13 protein-coding genes are annotated in these 17,608 nt (G+C 69.9%); 1 reads left to right on the top strand and 12 read right to left on the bottom strand.

Annotation, left to right across the window (positions count from 1 at the left end):
* Positions 1 to 74 precede the first annotated feature (74 nt).
* The 12 genes from OO70_RS26305 to OO70_RS26250 all read right to left on the bottom strand — a co-directional run bounded on the left by OO70_RS26305 (position 75) and on the right by OO70_RS26250 (position 16,842).
* The gene (locus OO70_RS26305) at positions 75 to 2,153 is read right to left on the bottom strand and encodes a hypothetical protein (protein WP_043676418.1); all 2,079 of its coding nucleotides are present in this window, start codon (positions 2,151 to 2,153) and stop codon (positions 75 to 77) included.
* A 125-nt stretch (positions 2,154 to 2,278) separates the two neighbouring features.
* Positions 2,279 to 3,772: a bifunctional cytidylyltransferase/SDR family oxidoreductase gene (locus OO70_RS26300; RefSeq protein WP_043676415.1), complete on the bottom strand. Its 1,494-nt coding sequence runs from the start codon at positions 3,770 to 3,772 to the stop codon at positions 2,279 to 2,281.
* Positions 3,773 to 3,922: 150 nt separating this feature from the next.
* Positions 3,923 to 5,086 (bottom strand): hypothetical protein, encoded by a 1,164-nt coding sequence (locus OO70_RS26295; protein WP_043676413.1) that lies wholly within the window; start codon positions 5,084 to 5,086, stop codon positions 3,923 to 3,925.
* Positions 5,087 to 5,183: 97 nt separating this feature from the next.
* Positions 5,184 to 6,734, bottom strand: coding sequence for an alkaline phosphatase D family protein (locus tag OO70_RS26290; RefSeq protein ID WP_043676412.1), 1,551 nt, complete (start codon positions 6,732 to 6,734; stop codon positions 5,184 to 5,186).
* Positions 6,735 to 6,922: 188 nt separating this feature from the next.
* Positions 6,923 to 8,359 carry a GTPase ObgE gene (gene obgE / locus OO70_RS26285; protein WP_043676409.1) on the bottom strand — a complete coding sequence of 479 codons (1,437 nt, stop codon included), beginning with the start codon at positions 8,357 to 8,359 and terminating at the stop codon, positions 6,923 to 6,925.
* Between the two features lie 164 nt (positions 8,360 to 8,523).
* Positions 8,524 to 8,778: a 50S ribosomal protein L27 gene (gene rpmA, locus OO70_RS26280; protein WP_019063244.1), complete on the bottom strand. Its 255-nt coding sequence runs from the start codon at positions 8,776 to 8,778 to the stop codon at positions 8,524 to 8,526.
* Positions 8,779 to 8,792: 14 nt separating this feature from the next.
* Complete coding sequence (gene rplU / locus OO70_RS26275) at positions 8,793 to 9,113, bottom strand: 50S ribosomal protein L21 (RefSeq protein ID WP_007381993.1); 321 nt, start codon at positions 9,111 to 9,113, stop codon at positions 8,793 to 8,795.
* 230 nt (positions 9,114 to 9,343) lie between these two features.
* Positions 9,344 to 13,438, bottom strand: coding sequence for an Rne/Rng family ribonuclease (locus OO70_RS26270; RefSeq protein WP_043676406.1), 4,095 nt, complete (start codon positions 13,436 to 13,438; stop codon positions 9,344 to 9,346).
* Between the two features lie 263 nt (positions 13,439 to 13,701).
* Positions 13,702 to 14,481 carry a TIGR03936 family radical SAM-associated protein gene (locus tag OO70_RS26265; protein ID WP_043676403.1) on the bottom strand — a complete coding sequence of 260 codons (780 nt, stop codon included), beginning with the start codon at positions 14,479 to 14,481 and terminating at the stop codon, positions 13,702 to 13,704.
* A gap of 46 nt (positions 14,482 to 14,527) precedes the next feature.
* Complete coding sequence (locus tag OO70_RS26260) at positions 14,528 to 15,592, bottom strand: hypothetical protein (protein ID WP_043676401.1); 1,065 nt, start codon at positions 15,590 to 15,592, stop codon at positions 14,528 to 14,530.
* Between the two features lie 139 nt (positions 15,593 to 15,731).
* Positions 15,732 to 16,211: a GNAT family N-acetyltransferase gene (locus OO70_RS26255; protein WP_043676398.1), complete on the bottom strand. Its 480-nt coding sequence runs from the start codon at positions 16,209 to 16,211 to the stop codon at positions 15,732 to 15,734.
* Positions 16,212 to 16,230: 19 nt separating this feature from the next.
* Positions 16,231 to 16,842, bottom strand: a complete 612-nt coding sequence (locus tag OO70_RS26250; RefSeq protein WP_063749740.1) for a TetR/AcrR family transcriptional regulator — start codon at positions 16,840 to 16,842, stop codon at positions 16,231 to 16,233.
* Positions 16,843 to 16,989: 147 nt separating this feature from the next.
* Between OO70_RS26250 and OO70_RS26245 the strand changes: the two genes are divergently transcribed.
* Positions 16,990 to 17,541, top strand: a complete 552-nt coding sequence (locus OO70_RS26245) for a cysteine hydrolase family protein (RefSeq protein WP_043676393.1) — start codon at positions 16,990 to 16,992, stop codon at positions 17,539 to 17,541.
* The last annotated feature ends 67 nt before the right edge of the window (positions 17,542 to 17,608 follow it).

The raw sequence follows: 17,608 nt of genomic DNA, 5'->3' as shown, positions 1-17,608 counted from the left end.
GCAGAAGAGCCCGGTTTTCGAGGATCACTCCCCAAAAACCGGGCTCTTCTTGACCGAATACTGACGCGCGCAGGTCAGCCGACCGTGGGGTCGGCCGACAGGTGGGCCTCCGTCGGGCTCGCCGCGTCACCGGTCGCCGCCGCCCGCTCCTGGCCCACGTTGCGGGCCTCGGACTTCAGCGCCAGATCCTGCACGGCGGTGTTGAACTGCTCGATGGACGTGGGCTCGTCCGGGCCGAGCAGGTACTGCTTGAGTTCCTTGCGGTCCTCGGCCAGCGGGTCGGCGTCCGGGGCGTGGACCGCCGCCAGCAACTCGCCCAGTTCCACGGCCTTGTTGGACAGGATCACGGCGGCGCGCACCGCGGTGTTCTGGCGCTTGAACTCCTCGACGCCCAGCTTCGCGGAGTCCGTGACCGCGTACGGCTTGCCGCTCGCGATGAAGTCGGAGACCACGCTGGAGATGTCGGAGACCATCGCGTCGGACACGTTGAAGCAGTCGTACAGGCGCGGCTCGGCGCCCGCGATGACCCGGTGCTCGAAGGTGCCGAAGGACTTCCAGTACGCGTCGTTCCACTCGGCGCGCAGCCGAGCGATCTCCTCGTACTTGGCCAGGTCGACGACGCCGTCGCGGGTGAGCTCGGCCTCGTCGCCCTTGTCGGCGGGGCCGCCGGACAGTTCGGTGATCCGGGCCTCGATGCGGACCAGGTCGGCCTTGGCCTTGGTCTGGGCGGCCGCGTCGGCCTGGAAACGCGGGTCGGTGGCGCGCTCGGCGGCGGCCTTCTCAACCAGCGCGGTGACCTTGCGGTGCGCGGAGCCGGCCGCGGAACTGACGGTGCCGGTGAAGGGGTGCGGCTTGTACAGGACACGGACCGGCGGGTCGGCCTTGAGCAGCTTCTTCACGATGTTCTCGCCGGCCAGCAGGAGGGAGGTGTTGCCGGGGTCGTTGTCCCAGCCCTCCCAGGTCGGCGCGTAGAGCACGGTCGGGATACGGCCCTCGGGGACGCCCTGCCAGGTCTGGATGGGGGCGAGCTGCGGGCGGCCGACCTCGACGATGTCGTCGTCGCGGACACCGACGTCGGCGATGGCGTAGCGGTCGCGGCCCGCGCGGCCGGCGGTCCACACCTCGTCGTAGACCTTGCTGAACGGGTTGACGCTGGCCAGCTTGTCGCTGTCGCCGTGGCCGATGAAGACGTGCTTCATGGTGGGGACGCGCAGCAGGTGGATGTTCTTGCCGACGTTGGCCGCGTAGAGCGCGACGCGCACGGTCGACAGGTCCATGTTCATCAGGTGCACGCCGCCGGGCACGCAGATGACGGGTGCCTTGGTGGGGGCGAGGTTCTGCAGTATGACGCGCTCACGGAGCAGGACCAGGGGCCGGGTGTCCAGCTCCTCCATGGTCTCCAGCCACATGTTGACCTGGTACGCCGAGTCCTTGGAGCCGGAGAAGCAGAGCACCGTCTGCGGCTTGTACTCGCGCAGCCAGCCGTCGACGGCTTCGAGGATGACATCGGCGGTCGGCGGGATCTTCGTGCCCCGTATGTACGGCACGAGCGCGAGGACGTACAGGGCGCCCAGGAACAGGGTGACGCCGATGCCGATGAAGCCCGCGAGGCCCGCGTCCAGCTGCGCGGAGATCAGCAGGCCCACGACGGCGAACAGGTCGAGGTGGAGCATCTTCTCGGCGGAGCGCTCCAGCAGGCCGAACGGCGGGGCGTCCGGGATGTGGATGCGCGAGCCGAGGTCGACGTTGCGGGTGGCGACCGGCATCCGGCGGCGGTTGCGGATCAGCGTGACCACGGCGCCGTGCGGGGCCTGGAGGCCGTAGAAGGCGATGAAGCAGGCGATCGCGCCGTAGAAGATCAGGTTGTCGGAGAGGTTGAGGCGGGCCAGCAGCAGGATCAGCAGGAGCTGGCGGATCAGGAAGCGGATCGAGATGCCCGCCCTGACCTTGCTGAGGCGGTTGACCAGGTAGCTGGCCTGCCGGTGCAGATAGTGGTCCGCGACGTACGTCACGACGGCCGCGGCCGCGAAGGCGGGAACGCTCGGGATCAGCGCGGCCAGCATGAGGGCGGGGAATCCCAGCATCATGAGGACCGCCGCGGCCAGTTCGGCTGCGCTGCCCACCCGGGCGACGCGGATAGCGGTGGAAATCACTGATAAACCTGCTCTTGGGTTTTTTGAGTAATTTGCCGGGTCAAGGAGTCAGGTCCCTGCGAACGCCCTGAATGGGGCGAACACAGAGACCTGAATTCCCGCAAAAGCCTAATTACTGCCGATTATTACACGCCGTCCTGGACGTCCAGCACGGAGGCCAGGGCGGCCTCGAAACCGGACGCCTTGGCCGCACCGGCCGTCGGGTCCTGCTGGCGTACGTCGATGACATGGCCGGTCAGCTCGGACAGCAGCACGTCGAGGGAGGTGCGGGCCACGGCCTCGGAGGAGAGCAGGGTGCCCGACGGCTCCTGGCCGAACGCCTTGGTGCGCATCGGGGTCGCGGTGCGCTCCGGGTTGATGCAGTTCACGCGGATGCCGTCGCCGGCCCACTCGTCCGACAGGGCCTGTGTGAGGTTCACCATCGCGGCCTTGGTCGAGGAGTACAGGCTGTACTCGGCACGGCCGCGCGTGTAGCTGCTGGAGGTGTACAGCAGCAGCTGGCCCTTGGTCTCGGCGAGGTACTTGTACGCGGAACGGGCGATCTGCACCGGCGCCAGGTAGTTGACCTTCAGCGCTTCCTCGATGGTCGCGTTGTCCGTCTCGGCCAGCTTGCCGATGCGCAGCACGCCCGCGGTGTTGATGACGTAGTCGATGCGCCCGGTCTCGGCGTACGCCTTGGACAGCGCGTCGTCGACCTCCTCGGGGTTCTCGACGTGCGTGCCGGTGGTGGAGCGGCCCAGCGCGTACACCGTGGCGCCGTAGCCCTCGGCGACCTCGGCGATGTCCTTGCCGATGCCGTACGAGCCGCCGAAGACGACCAGCGTCCTGCCGGTGAGCAGCTCGCGGTAGGCGGCCTCGTCGACCTGCTCGGGGGCGGCCGTGGAGGCGAGCTGGAAGAGCTTGTCGGCGATGAAGACGTCGACGGGCTGGGTGACCTTCATGTTGTACTCGTCACCCGCGACGACGTGGATCGGCACGTCCGGCAGGTACTTGAGTACGACGCTGCAGTCGTCGGTGGCCTGGAAGTTGGGGTCCCCGGCGGCGACCTCGTAGGCGCGGCGGATCGTGGACAGCTTGAACGCCTGGGGCGTCTGGCCGCGGCGCAGCCGGGAGCGGTCCGGGATCTCGGTGATGAACTCGCCGTCGTCGCCGTGCGTGCGGGTCACGATGATGGTGTCCGCGGACGGGATGGCCACGTCGACGGCCTGGAAGCGCTCCAGCGCGACCACACAGTCGTCGATCACGCGCTGCGAGAGCAGGGGGCGCACGGCGTCGTGGAAGAGGACGTTGGCGTCCTCGCCCTCGGCCAGGCCCTCGCCGAGCGCGGCGATGGCGCGCTCGGTGGTCTCGTTGCGTGTGGAGCCGCCCTCGATGATCCGCGTGACCTTCTTGAAGCCGGCCTTGGCGACGATCTTCTCGACGTCCGGGACGTAACCGGGCGCCATCAGAACGATGATGTCGTCGATCGAGTCGGCGTTCTCGAAGGTGGTCAGGGTGTGCTCGATGACTGCCTTGCCGGCGATCTTCAGCAGCTGCTTGGGGATCGACAGACCCACCCGCTGGCCGGTACCGCCGGCCAGGATCACTGCGGTGGTGCGGGGCTTGGCTATGTGCGACACAGGTGACCTTGACCTACCTCGGGACAACGGGGGAACTCGCAAATGGTCCCACTCGCGGTTACCGCAGTGCAAGGCGAGTGACCTCCGCCGCATATGTGCGCGACACCTGTCATTCACCTTTCACTGCTGGTAACCGCGTGATGACACCTCTCAGCGGCGCCTGAGCTTCTTCAGACAGCGGTGGCCGAGAACGCGCACGAGTTCCTTCGACGACGTCTGGTGAACGGTCCGCGCCTTCGCCGGCGCGGTGTGCCTGACCGGCGCGGCGGCCACCGCCGCGAGCGCCCCGTACAGCGCCTGCGCGGCCACTTCGGGCGCGATCCGCGGCGCCCCGGACGCCTTCTCCGCGGTCTCCGGTACGGCCGAGAGCAGCGCCGTGTCCCCTACGACCCGTACGCCCGTGGCGGCGATCGTCCCGGCCATCTCGGCGCCGATCGCGCCCGCGGCCTCGATCGCCCACCGAGGCGTGGTGATCTTCACGTCCTGCGGGGTCGGGCTGCACGCATTCTTCATATGCATGACCGCGCCGTTGCGCACGAGCTTGGAATACAGCTCGTCGGGGAGCCCATTGCCGCGGAATTCCACATTGAGTTTGCGCAGCATTTCGGTCTCGGCGAGGGTCAGCGAACGGTTCGCCGCGTCCGGAACCGGCCGCAGGAGATTCGCGGGCAGTCCGAGCAGCGCCTCGAAGGTACGCAGCAGCCCGTCCCGGTCACTGTCGTCGACCACGACGACGGTCACGCGCTCGGGACCCACGGCCCGCGTCCACCGCTCCACCAGCCGGTCGTGCCGGTGGCGGCGCCAGAAGCTGGGGTTGGGCTGCTCGTAGGGCGCCTTGCGGAGCATGTGCTCCAGCCAGTTGTCGTAGCCCATGCGCAGGCCGTTCTGCACGTACTGCTGCCACTGCGAGGGCATGATCTTCGCCAGCGGGCGCAGGGTGACCAGGATGTGCACGCGCTCGCCGCCGAGCTGCTCCACGATCCGGGCGATCGTCTCGTCGTCCTCCGCGTCGGCGAAGAACTCGCTGCTGATCACCGAGGTGCGCTCGCCGGTGGAGTGCACGGCGTCGAGGAGGCGCGTCCAGTGCTTGTCGGTGGGCACGGTGTCGCCCATCATCGCGGGCCGGGCGCAGGCGGCGAGGGCCGCTTCCATCGGGTGTCTGCTGTGCGCGGGGAAGTCGACGCCGTGCGCGGGCATCGCGTCCTTCGCGGCGAACAGCGCGCCCTGGATGGCGGTGGTCCCGGTCTTGTGCGGGCCGATGTGCAACAGCCGGGTGCCGGAGGGCAGCGGTTCCTTAATACAGTCCGTCTCCATGGTTAACGGAAGGTAAGAGTTGTTCCTGAGTCAGACCTGAGAGGAGCCTGGGACACAGATGAGTCCCAGGCGCCCGTCACACAGGTTTCACAAACCTCTATACGACTTGTACGCCGGGGTCGCCCGCCTCCACCCGGAGCGAGGCGTAGGTGCTGGGCACGGCCGTCGGCTTCAACACGGTGTCCACGACCCTGACTTGGGCGTCGATGCCGTCCCGCCGGATGTCGAACAGGTGGTAGCCGCGGTGGGCGTCGATCACCTTCCAGTGCGGGTTGTCGGCCATCAGCGGGTCCCACTGGGCGTGGAAGGCGGCCTGGTCCTGGTCGCCGTTGCTGGAGATGGACGTACCGACGAACTCGGCGCCGACGACGGCGGAGTCCGGGTCGGCGAAGTCCTCTTTCAGGTCGCTGATCATCGTCAGGTGCCGGTCGCCGCTGAGCACCACGGGGTTGCGGACGCTCTTGAAGTCCTCCAGCAGGGCGTTGCGTTCGACCTGGTAGCCGTCCCAGGCGTCGTAGAACCACTGCTTGCCCGCGCCGAGCAGGATGTCCGTCTCGGCCATCATGATCTGCGAGGCGATGACGTTCCAGCGGGCGGGCGAGTGGCGCAGTCCGTGCAGCAGCCACTGCTTCTGCTCGGCGCCCATCATCGTCATCGCCGGGTCCTCGGCGCCGGCCTGCGTGGTCGCCTGGTCGCTGCGGAACTGCCGGGTGTCCAGCACGTTCAGGCGCATCAACCGGCCGAATTCCAGGCGCCGGTACATCTGGATGTGCGGCCCGTTCGGTACGGCGCTCGCGCGCACCGGCATGTGCTCGTAGTACGCCTGGAAGGCCGCCGTCAGCCGGGCGACGAACGCGTCGTGCGACTGCTTGTCGGGGTCCTGCGGGACCTCCCCCGCCCAGTCGTTGTCCACCTCGTGGTCGTCGAAGGTCACCACCCAGGGGGAGTTGGCGTGCATCGCCAGCAGGTCCGGGTCGGTGCGGTACTGCGCGTACCGGTTGCGGTACTGGACCAGGCTGTACGGCTCCCCGGTCCCCTCGTGCCGGCGCGGTCCCGCGTTCGACGGCGCCGACTCGTAGATGTAGTCGCCGACGAAGAGCACGAAGTCGGGGTCCTGGGACAGCATGTCGGCGTACGGCGTGAAGTAGCCGTTCTGCCAGTTCTGGCAGGAGGCGAGCGCGACGCGCAGCCGGCCGCCGGAGCTGTGCGGGTGGGGCGCGGTGCGGGTGCGGCCGGTGGCGGAGAGCTGGCCGCTGGTGCGGAAGCGGTACCAGTAGTCGCGGCCCGGGCGCAGTCCCCGTACATCCACATGAACGCTGTGCCCGTACTCGGGCCGGGCGGGCGCGATTCCGCGGCGCACGTGCTTTCTGAAGCGGGCGTCCTCGGCGATCTCCCACTCCACCGGGACCACCTCTTCCGGCATCCCGCCGCCGTGCAGCGGGTCCGGGGCGAGGCGCGTCCACAGCACGATGCCGTCGGGCAGCGGGTCGCCGGAGGCGATGCCGAGGCTGAACACCCCGTCGGGCAGCGGGGTTTCGGCAGCTCGGGCCGAAGTCGGCAGCCAGAGCTGGGCGGAGGCGGCGGCCCCGAGCACCGCCGCGCCGGCCGCGAGAAAACGTCGTCGATCGGGTGATACGGCTCCGGTCATCGTGAACTCCCTTGCGACGTTGGCCTCTTGGGTCACTTGGAAGCCTCACAGTGCGCGGAGTCCCGCCTGTTGAACAGTAAGTATCGCGTCCATGACAAATCGGCACACAGCAAGAGACCCGTTGCTTCGAGAGCAACGGGTCTCAGCCAGTTTGGGTTACGCCGGGCAAACGATCTTCACCCGTCCACTCAGAAGGGCTTGAACTCCTCGAATTCCTGCGTCGCCTCGTCCCGCTCGGCCTGCTTGTCCCGACGACGCTGCGTCGCGGGCCGCGGCTCGTCGAGCCGGTGGTCCTCACCACGCCGGCCCAGCATCTCGGCGCCGGCCATGACGGTCGGCTCCCAGTCGAAGACGACCGCGTTGTCCTCGGGGCCGATCGCGACGCCGTCGCCGGAGCGGGCGCCCGACTTCATCAACTCCGCCTCCACACCGAGGCGGTTGAGCCGGTCGGCGAGGTAGCCGACGGCCTCGTCGTTGCTGAAGTCGGTCTGGCGGACCCAGCGTTCGGGCTTCTCGCCGCGCACGCGGAAGAGGCCGTCCTCCTCCTGTACGACGGTGAAGCCGCTGTCGTCGACCGCCTTCGGGCGGATGACGATCCGGGTCGCCTCCTCCTTCGGCTTCGCGGCACGCGACGCGGCGACGAACTCCGCGATGGCGAAGGACAGTTCGCGAAGTCCCGTGTGGGCGACGGCCGACACCTCGAAGACGCGGTAGCCGCGCGCCTCCAGGTCGGGCCGCACCATCTCGGCCAGGTCCTTGCCGTCCGGTACGTCGATCTTGTTCAGGACGACCATCCGCGGGCGCCGGTCGAGGCCGCCGTACTGCTTCAGCTCCTCCTCGATCATGTCGAGGTCGGAGATCGGGTCGCGCTCGGACTCCAGCGTGGCGGTGTCCAGGATGTGCACGAGGACGCTGCACCGTTCGACGTGGCGCAGGAACTCCAGGCCGAGGCCCTTGCCCTGGCTGGCGCCGGGGATGAGACCGGGGACGTCGGCGATCGTGTAGACCGTTTCGCCGGCCGTCACGACGCCGAGGTTCGGGACCAGGGTGGTGAAGGGGTAGTCGGCGATCTTCGGCTTGGCCGCGCTCAGCACGGAGATCAGCGAGGACTTGCCGGCGCTCGGGTAGCCCACGAGCGCCACGTCGGCGACCGTCTTCAGTTCGAGGACGATGTCCTGGAGGTCACCGGGGACGCCGAGCAGCGCGAACCCGGGGGCCTTGCGGCGGGCCGAGGAGAGCGCCGCGTTGCCGAGGCCGCCCCGGCCGCCCTGTGCGGCGACGTACGAGGTGCCGTGGCCGACGAGGTCGGCGAGGACGTTGCCCGCGCCGTCCTGCACGACCGTGCCGTCCGGCACCGGCAGGATCAGGTCCGTGCCGTCCTTGCCGGAGCGGTTGCCGCCCTCGCCGGGCTTGCCGTTGGTGGCCTTGCGGTGCGGGGAGTGGTGGTAGTCCAGCAGCGTGGTCACGGACTGGTCGACGATGAGGATGACGTCACCGCCCCTTCCGCCGTTGCCGCCGTCCGGGCCGCCGAGCGGCTTGAACTTCTCACGGTGGACGGAGGCACAGCCGTGGCCTCCGTTACCCGCGGCGACATGCAGCTCGACGCGGTCCACGAAGGTGGTCATGGGATGTGCCTCCAGTTACGTACAGCTATGTCTCTTGGTCCAGCTATGTCTCTTGTTCAACACGCGAAAGGCGGACCCGCTTCCCGGAAGGGAAGTGAGGTCCGCCTCGCGAAAGCTTCCGATCAGCTGCCTGAATCAGTCGCCTGAATCAGTTACCTGATGCTTCAGGCGACCGGAACGATGTTCACGACCTTGCGGCCACGGTGGGTACCGAACTCCACCGCACCGGCGTTCAGCGCGAACAGCGTGTCGTCGCCGCCACGGCCGACGCCCGAACCGGGGTGGAAGTGGGTGCCACGCTGGCGGACCAGGATCTCACCCGCGTTGACGACCTGACCGCCGAAGCGCTTCACGCCGAGCCGCTGGGCATTGGAGTCGCGACCGTTCCGGGTGGACGATGCGCCCTTCTTGTGTGCCATCTCTCCTCAGTCCCTTACTTCGCAGCCGCGGGGATCTCAGTGACCTTGATCGCCGTGTACTGCTGGCGGTGGCCCTGACGACGGCGGTAACCGGTCTTGTTCTTGTACCGAAGGATGTCGATCTTGACGCCCTTGTGGTGGTCCACGACCTCGGCCTGGACCTTGATGCCGGCCAGGACCCACGGGTCGCTGGTCACAGCGTCGCCGTCGACAACGAGCAGCGTAGAGAGCTCTACGGTGTCGCCAACCTTGGCAGTGGAAATCTTGTCAACCTCAACGATGTCGCCGACAGCAACCTTGTGCTGGCGACCACCGCTGCGCACGATGGCGTACACGCGGATCTCACTCTCTTGCTCAGGGACGGCACCCCCGCAGTCCAGCCGCCCTGCAGAGCAGACGGCCTCTCCCGGCGGAACACGCCCGGGAGGAAGAGGTTTACGGGGATGTGGCGTGCCACCAGTGGACACGCCGACAGTCAAGGTTACGGGGCCGCAGCCGAACGGGTCAAACCGGGCCCCTGCGGGAGTGCGACCGATCACATGGACCGGCCGCACACCCTTGGGGTTCAGCCCTCGTCGGTGGAGGCGGTGACGGAGGACGGGTTCGTCTGCTCCGCCGCCGCGGTCTTCTTCGACGTGGTCTTGGCGGCCTTCTTGGCCGTCGTCTTCTTAGCGGCCGTCTTCTTGGCCGCGGTCTTGGTCGCCGTCGCCGTCGTCTTCTTGGCGGCGGCCTTCTTCGCCGTGGCCTTCTTGGCCGTCTTGCGCGCGGCCGCCTTCTTGGCCGGAGCCTCGACCTCAGCCTCAACCGCAGCAGCCGGCGCTTCCTCCACCACGGCCGACGGTACGACCGTGACGGCCGCCTCCTCGGACGCGGTCGGCGCGGTGGCCTTGCGCACGGCACGACGCCGCGGGCGGGCCGGAGCCGCGCTCTCGGCGGGCGCCTCGGGCTGCTCGACGGGCGCGGGTGCCTCGACGACGACCGGCGCGGCCGCCTCGGTGACCGTCACCACGGCGGCCTCCTCGGCCCCCGCAGGCGAACCGGCGGGCGCGGTCGCCTTACGGGTCGCACGGCGGCGCGTACGCCCCTTGGGCGCGGCGTCGTCGACAACAGGGGCCTCGTCGGCCACAGGCGCTTCGACAGCGACCGGAGCCTCGACCACCGGGTCCTCCACGGCGACGGGCGCGGCCTGCGCGACAGCGGCCGGCTCGGCCTCCTCACGCACCTCGTGCACCTCGCGCGGCTGCCGCGACTCACGGGACTCCGCCCTCGGCGCACCGGCCGGAGCCGACGCCCGCCGGCTCGTCCGGCGCCGCGAACGACCGCCACGGGTGGCCGCTGCCTCCGCCTCGGCGGCGCTGCTGTACAGGTCCTCGTCGGGCCGGAACTCGGTCTCGGCGAACGGCACCGGCATGGCGACCTCGGCCGCCACCTCCGCCTCGGTCTCGACCTCGTCGTCGTGCTCGTGGTCGTGCGTGTCGTGGCCGTCGTGCGTGTCGTGGACGTCCTGTCCACTCCCGTCGCCACCGCGCCCGCGCCGCTTGCGCTTGCCGCCGCCACCGACCGAGGTCGGCTGCTCCATGTGCACGATGACACCGCGGCCGTTGCAGTGGACGCAGGTCTCGGAGAAGGACTCCAACAGGCCCTGTCCGACGCGCTTACGGGTCATCTGGACCAGACCCAGCGAGGTGACCTCGGCGACCTGGTGCTTCGTACGGTCGCGTCCGAGGCATTCGAGCAGGCGCCTCAGGACCAGGTCCCGGTTGGACTCCAGGACCATGTCGATGAAGTCGATGACCACGATGCCGCCCAGGTCGCGCAGCCGCAGCTGGCGCACGATCTCCTCGGCCGCCTCCAGGTTGTTCCTGGTCACGGTCTCTTCGAGGTTGCCGCCCTGACCGGTGAACTTGCCGGTGTTGACGTCGATCACGATCATCGCTTCGGTCTTGTCGATGACCAGCGAACCGCCGCTGGGCAGCCAGACCTTGCGGTCCAGCGCCTTCATCAGCTGCTCGTCGATGCGGTACGTCGCGAAGACGTCGACCTCGGAGGTCCACCGGGAGAGCCGGTCGGCGAGGTCGGGGGCGACGTGCGAGACGTAGCCGTGGATGGTGTCCCACGCCTCGTCACCGCTGACGATGACCTTGGTGAAGTCCTCGTTGAAGATGTCGCGCACGACGCGGACGGTCATGTCCGGCTCGCCGTACAGCAGGGACGGGGCGTTCGAACCGCCGCCGCCCTTCGCCTTCTTCTGGATGTCCTCCCACTGCGCCTGCAGCCGCTCGACGTCACGGCTCAGCTCGTCCTCGCTCGCGCCCTCGGCTGCGGTGCGCACGATGACGCCCGCGTCCTCGGGGACGATCTTCTTGAGGATGGTCTTCAGCCGGGCCCGCTCGGTGTCGGGCAGCTTGCGACTGATGCCGGTCATCGAGCCCTCGGGGACGTACACGAGGTAACGCCCCGGCAGGGAGACCTGGCTGGTCAGACGCGCGCCCTTGTGCCCGATCGGGTCCTTGGTGACCTGCACGAGGACCGACTGACCGGACTTCAGGGCGGACTCGATGCGGCGCGGCCCGTTAGCCATGCCGAGCGCCTCGAAGTTGACCTCACCGGCGTACAGGACGGCGTTGCGTCCCTTGCCGATGTCGATGAACGCGGCCTCCATGGAGGGCAGCACGTTCTGGACCTTGCCCAGGTAGACGTTGCCGACGTACGAGGTCGACTGCTCCTTGTTGACGTAGTGCTCGACGAGCACGCCGTCCTCCAGGACGCCGATCTGCGTGCGCTCACCGCTCTGCCGGACGACCATCACGCGCTCGACGGCCTCGCGCCGGGCCAGGAACTCTGCCTCGGTGATGATCGGGACGCGGCGGCGGCCCTGCTCACGGCCTTCGCGGCGGCGCTGCTTCTTGGCCTCGAGACGCGTCGAGCCCTTGATGGACTGCACCTCGTCGCTCGGGTGCTCGTCCTTCTTGGCGCGCGGCTCGCGGACCTTGACGACGGTGCGCTCGGGGTCGTCGGCCGACGAGGGCGCCTCGACCTCGCCGGAGGAGTCACCGGCGCGACGACGCCGACGACGCCGGCGACGGCTGCTGCTCGACCCGGAACCGCCCTGGTCCTCGTCCGCCTCCTCGGCGTCCTCCTCGACCTGCTCGGCGGTGTCCTCGGAGTCCTGCGCGGCCTGCTCGGCGGCGTAGTCGTCGCCGTCCTCGCCCTCGTCCTCACCGGTGGCGGACTCGCCACGGCGACGACGCCGGCCACCGCGACGACGGCGGCGGCGCGAACCGGTCTCCTCGGCCTCGTCACCGTCGGCGGAGTCCTCGGCGGCCTCGTCGGCCTCCTCCGGCTCCTCCTCCACGACAACGGCCTCGACGACGACAGCGGCCTCGGGCTCCGCCTCGAAGGCGGCACCCCGGCGACGACGCCGACGACGCCCGCCGGTCTCCTCCTCGACTACCTCCACGGCCACGGGCTCGGCGACGACGATCTCTTCCTCGTCGTCGTCCTCCACGGCCTCGGCGGCAGCGGCGGCGGCCCGCTCGGGCGTCTGGAACATCGGCTCGGTGAACACGGGCGCCCGGAACACGGCCACAGCGGGCCGCGCGGGCCGACGCGGCCCGTCCTCGTCCTCGGCACCGTTCCCGTTCTTGGGCGCGGGCGCGGAGAACCCTCCGGCGGCGGTGCGCACGGCACGACGCCGACGACGCGGCCCGGAGTCCTCGACAGGCTCGGCGGCGGTGGTTGTCTCCGCGGTCTCCGCGGCGGTCTCGTCGTTCACAGGGGCCTCCTCGGCCACGGGCGTCCCGGCAGGCGCGGACACGCGGCGCGTGGCGCGACGACGGCTCCGGCGCGGAGCGGCATCCTCATCGGACCCGGCAGGCGCGGCACCTTCGGTCACTTCTTCACTCACATCGGCCGCCACGGCGCTCTCAGCAGCCTCGACGACCTCAGCGGCCTCGGCAGCCTGCGGCGCACCGGCAGGCGCGGAAGCACGACGGCTCGCACGACGCCGCGTACGCCCGGCGGGCACGGCCTCTTCCTCTACGACGGCCACGGCCTCGACGGCAGCGGGCGCCTCGGCCTCCTCCACCGGCTCGGCGGCGGGCGCGACGGTCTCGGGCGCGGTCACCCGGCGCGTGGCACGACGGCGACCGCGGCGTGGAGCGGCATCCTCGTCGGACCCGACGGGCGCGGCCTCCTCGACGGCGGCGGGCGCGGCGGCGGCAACGGCCGGCACCACGATCTCCGCGGCCTCGGGCGCCTCGCTCGCCTCCGGCGCACCGGCGGGCGCGGACACCCGCCGCGTCGCACGCCGACGCGTACGCCCGGCAGGCGCGGCCTCTTCTACGGCCTCTACGGCTTCTGCTTCTACTGCTTCTACGACAGCGGGCGCCTCGGCAGCCACTTCGGTCACCTCGGCCTCAAGGGGCTCGGCAACCGCACTGACCTCGGCGGTCTCGACGCTCTCGTCGGTCTCGCTCTTCTTGTCGGTGTCGTCGCTCACCTCGGCCGGTATGGCCGGAGCGCTGCTTTCGACCGCGCCCTCGGGGGCGGTCGGCGGTCCCGCTGGGCGAGACGCGGCGCGGCGCCTACGGCGCGGCGGCAGCGTGTCGCTCGGGGTGTTGAGTTCGGAACCCTCTGCGGGTTCGGTCGGTTCGAGCATGCGGGCGTTTCTCCCGTCAGGCTCCCGGGCGCCGCGCCTGGTCCGGCATGGATGCCGGTGACGTCCGCGGCTCGCGCGTTGCGCGGTGCCGCCGTCCGGGGCGCGGGCGCCGCACGGGAGCTCTCTGTGTCCTGTCTCGCCGGTTCCGTACGCCCAGATGCGGACGGCCTGGCGAAAGTCTTGTGGTCGGTGCGCTGCCCGACCCAGGTGGCTCCCGAGTCCGAGGGCGGCGCTACGACATCCGTCCCTACGCGGAACCTTCCCTACGCCGGCGCCTTCGCGGCGGCAGCTTCGGCGACCGTGATGTTCGCGGTCACTACTGCCTCGCGGTCGGGCGCGAGCGGGTCGGTCACCGTGCCGGTCTCTTCATCGAACAGCCCCTGCGCCAGCCTGGTCACCGCTACGGCGACCGGCGGCGCCAGGTCGGCCACGGCGCGAAGACCGGACAGGACGTCGTCGGGTCGAACGGCAGGCGTCACGTGCCGAACAACCAGCCGCAGTATCGCACAGGCCTGGTCGGTAGGCCTATCAGCCTGTGGACTGAGCGTCTCATAAGTGACTTCAAGGCTTGCTACGGCGGGGCGGGCGTCGAAGGTGCGCATGCCGTTCTTGGCCATGCGCTGGACCTCTACGCTCTCGGCCGCGTTGAACGCGGCCACCGCACGCTCCGCGTCCTCGGGCGCCACCCCGTCGAGCCGCAGCTCCCACACGGAAGCCGTGAGCCGGTCGGCGAGCCCGGAGGTCCGGGCCTCGACCGCGTCGATGATGTCGAGCCCGACGGGCATCGACTCGTCGAGCAGCTCGCGCAGCTTGTCGGGGTCACGCTCCGCGGTGAGCGCGATCTCCAGATATTCCGCCTCACTGCCCGTGCCGGTGGGTGCGGCATTGGCGTACGACACCTTCGGATGCGGCGTGAACCCCGCCGAGTACGCCATCGGCACCTCGGCACGGCGCAGCGCACGCTCGAAGGCGCGCTGGAAGTCTCGGTGGCTGGTGAACCGGAGGCGGCCGCGCTTGGTGTAGCGCAGTCGGATGCGCTGCACCGCGGGTGCGGGCGGCGGGCCTTCGGGCTGTCGCTTGCCCAGTGTCCTAGTCCTTCGTGAGAACGGTCGTACTCCTACCAAGAGTACGTGTCTCGTCGCCCATCGGTTCCCGTCGCTCCACCGGCTCCGGCTGCCGCGGCTCGCCGAAGACCATCCGCCGGAAGTCGGCACGCGCCTGCCGGGCGGACTCGCGCGCGGCGGCCAGCACCTGCCGGGTGACCCGCCCCACACCGCGCGCGGCCTCGGCGGCGGGCCGCAGCACCAGGTCCCGTACGACGTGTCCGACGGGGGTGAGAACGGTCCGGTACGCCCAGCTCACGGGCTCCACGAAGATCCACCGGAAGAGGGTCCCCAGCAACCGCCCCACGGCGAGCGAGATGTGCCCCGCGATCCGCCAGGCATGCCCGAGGGCGTCCCACACCTCCCGCCCGACGACGGCGAGCACCCGCCCGACCGGCGTGAGAACCCAGCGCCAGAGGGCGATCGCGGGCAGGACGAGCAGAATCCGGGCCGCCCAGTACAGAACGACACCGACCCCGGTACCGACCGCATTCACCAGCCACACCACCCCGCGCCCGCACCAGGCGACCGCGTGCCCGACAGGCGTGAGCACCCACGCGTACACCCACCCGGCGGGCACGACGAGCAGATACCGCCCGAGCCACGCCACGACGGCGGCCACCCCGTTGACGACCCACGCGCACGCGTGCCCGACGGGAGTGAGCACACGCGCGTACACCCACACCAGCCCGCTCCCGATTTGACGGGCAGCCCAGCCGACGGCGTGCCCGAGCGGGGTCAGCAGATACCGGTACGCCCAGACGAGGGGCACGAGGAGAAGGACGTTCGCGAGCCACCCGACCGCCTTGGCGACGGGTACGACGACGTACCGCCACAGCACGACCCACGGCCACACGAACACCGCGCGCCCCAACGGCCGCAGCACCGTGCGGTACAGGAACCGCCCACTCACCGCCAACGCGTCCCACACCAACCGCACCGGCACGACCAGCACGAGCACGACGATCCGTACGGGAACGCGGATCGCAACGGCGAGACACCCCTCGGGCGGCTGCGGCGCGGGCCGCGCGGATGGCTTCTCGAAGTTCACAGGGGCGTCCATATCTACCAAGACGCCTCAGCGCCCCGTTCGTATCCAGTACCGGGTGAACCCCTCCGGCTCGTGCCGGGTGTCGCCGTGCTCCAGCAGTTCACGCGTGAGGGTGTCGCCGAAGAGGCCGCCCTCGGCGTCAAGGGTAGAGGTCGGTACGGGTGACAGGGGCGTGGAGGAGGCGGGGCGAGGGGGCGAAGCCGCGGCGGGCGTAGGCCGGGATCGCGCGGGGCGAGGAGTGGACGGTGACGCGTTCGAGCCCGAGGTCCCGGGCGCGGGCCAGCACCGCCTCCACGAGCCGCCCGCCGACGCCGCCGTCCCGCTCGCCGGGGATCACGTAGACGCACTGCAGATCACCGCTCGCTCGCAGCAGGGCACGCGGACTCGGCACCCGCTGGACCACGGCCAGCCAGGCCATCCCGATGACTTCGCCGTCCCGCACGACGACCATGCACCGATGTGAACCGGTGTTCTCCGCCGCCCAGTCGACGAAGTGCCGTACGAACTCCTCACGGCCGGTGACGGGTTGGTGTCCGCTCTCCAGAATCCACCGCCACCGCAGCCCGGCGACGACGTCCAACTCGGTCGGTTCGGCGGGGCGGATCACGATGTCGTCCACCCGTGCATTGTGCGGGACTTCAGCGACCGTCGGCAGGGGGCGCCAGCAGCGCGTCGACGATCTCCCGCAGGGGCGCGGCCAGTTGACCGGCGGTCGCGTCACGCAACGGCTGCAGTCCTACGGCGGACCGTACGACGGCGACGCCGACGCCCAGCGCGACCAGGAGTTCCGCGCGCAGCAGCCGTTCGTCGTCCTCGACCGCCGGCCCCCCGCCGGACGCTTCGAGGATCTGGCGGGTGAACTCGGCCAGGGCCTTGCGGCGCAGGGTGTCCACGCGTTCGTCGCCGGAGTCGCGGAGCAGCATCAGTACGGGGTGTTCGCCGAACTCCGGCCAGGCACCGGCGGACAGTTGGTGACTGAGCGCCTCGGCGAGGCCGGCCCGGTCGTGCGGGAACTCCTCATTGCGGCCCAGAAAGCGCGGAGTTGAGGCAAGGGCCGCTTTGAACAGCCCTTCCTTCGAGTCGAAGTACCGCTTGATGAGCGCCAGGTTGACCCCGACGTCGGCGGCGACGTCCCGCAACGTCGTGCGGTCGTACCCGAGTCGGGTGAACCGGCTGCTCGCGGCCTCCAGGAGCGCCTGCCGGGTCGCGGCCGCGTCCCGCCGACGGGGTCCGTCACTCTCACTCGTCACCACCGGCAACCTCCCTCAACAGCCCAAGTAATCACTCGTTGACATGACTACAGGGCATGGTTACGTTAGGCAAGTAATCACCTGATGACTTAGCCCGCCCCTGCCCTTCCCTGCCGTCCACTCCCCTCCCCGTCCGAAAGGACAACGGTGTCCCAGCAAGCCCTCCTCGTCATGGACGTCCAGCGCCTCGTCGTCGACCGTTACCCCGACCCGGCGTATCTGCCCCGCCTGCGCAAGGCGATCGACACGGCCCGCGCGGACGGCGTCCCCGTGATCTACGTGACCGTCGGATTCCGCCCCGGCGCCCCGGAGATCAGCCCCCGCAACAAGATGTTCGGCAGGCTCGCGGGCTCCCCCGCGTCGGCCGCCCCCGCCCAGGCCAACGAGATCCACCCGGACGTGGCCCCGGAACCCGGCGACATCCTCGTCACCAAGCGCCGCGTCAGCGCGTTCGCCGGCAGCGACCTCGACATGGTCCTGCGGGCGAACGACATCGACCACCTGGTCCTGACGGGCATCGCGACCAGCGGCGTGGTCCTGTCGACTCTCCGCCAGGCGTCCGATCTGGACTTCACGGTCACCGTCCTGTCCGACGGCTGCCTCGACAACGACCCGGAGGTGCATCGGGTCCTCACGGAGAAGGTGTTCCCGATGCAGGCGGAGGTCACGCCGGTGGCGGACTGGGTCGCCGCGCACTGAACTCCCTATATTGATCCCCGTACTTGATGCCGGTGCTCAACGTGACCGGAGTCAACGTCGGTGCGAT

Origin of the sequence: Streptomyces xylophagus (genome assembly GCF_000716435.1) — a bacterium.
Classification (GTDB): Bacteria; Actinomycetota; Actinomycetes; order Streptomycetales; family Streptomycetaceae; genus Streptomyces; species Streptomyces xylophagus.
Note: the sequence above shows the minus strand (reverse complement) of the source record. Positions and strands in the feature narration are given on the sequence as shown.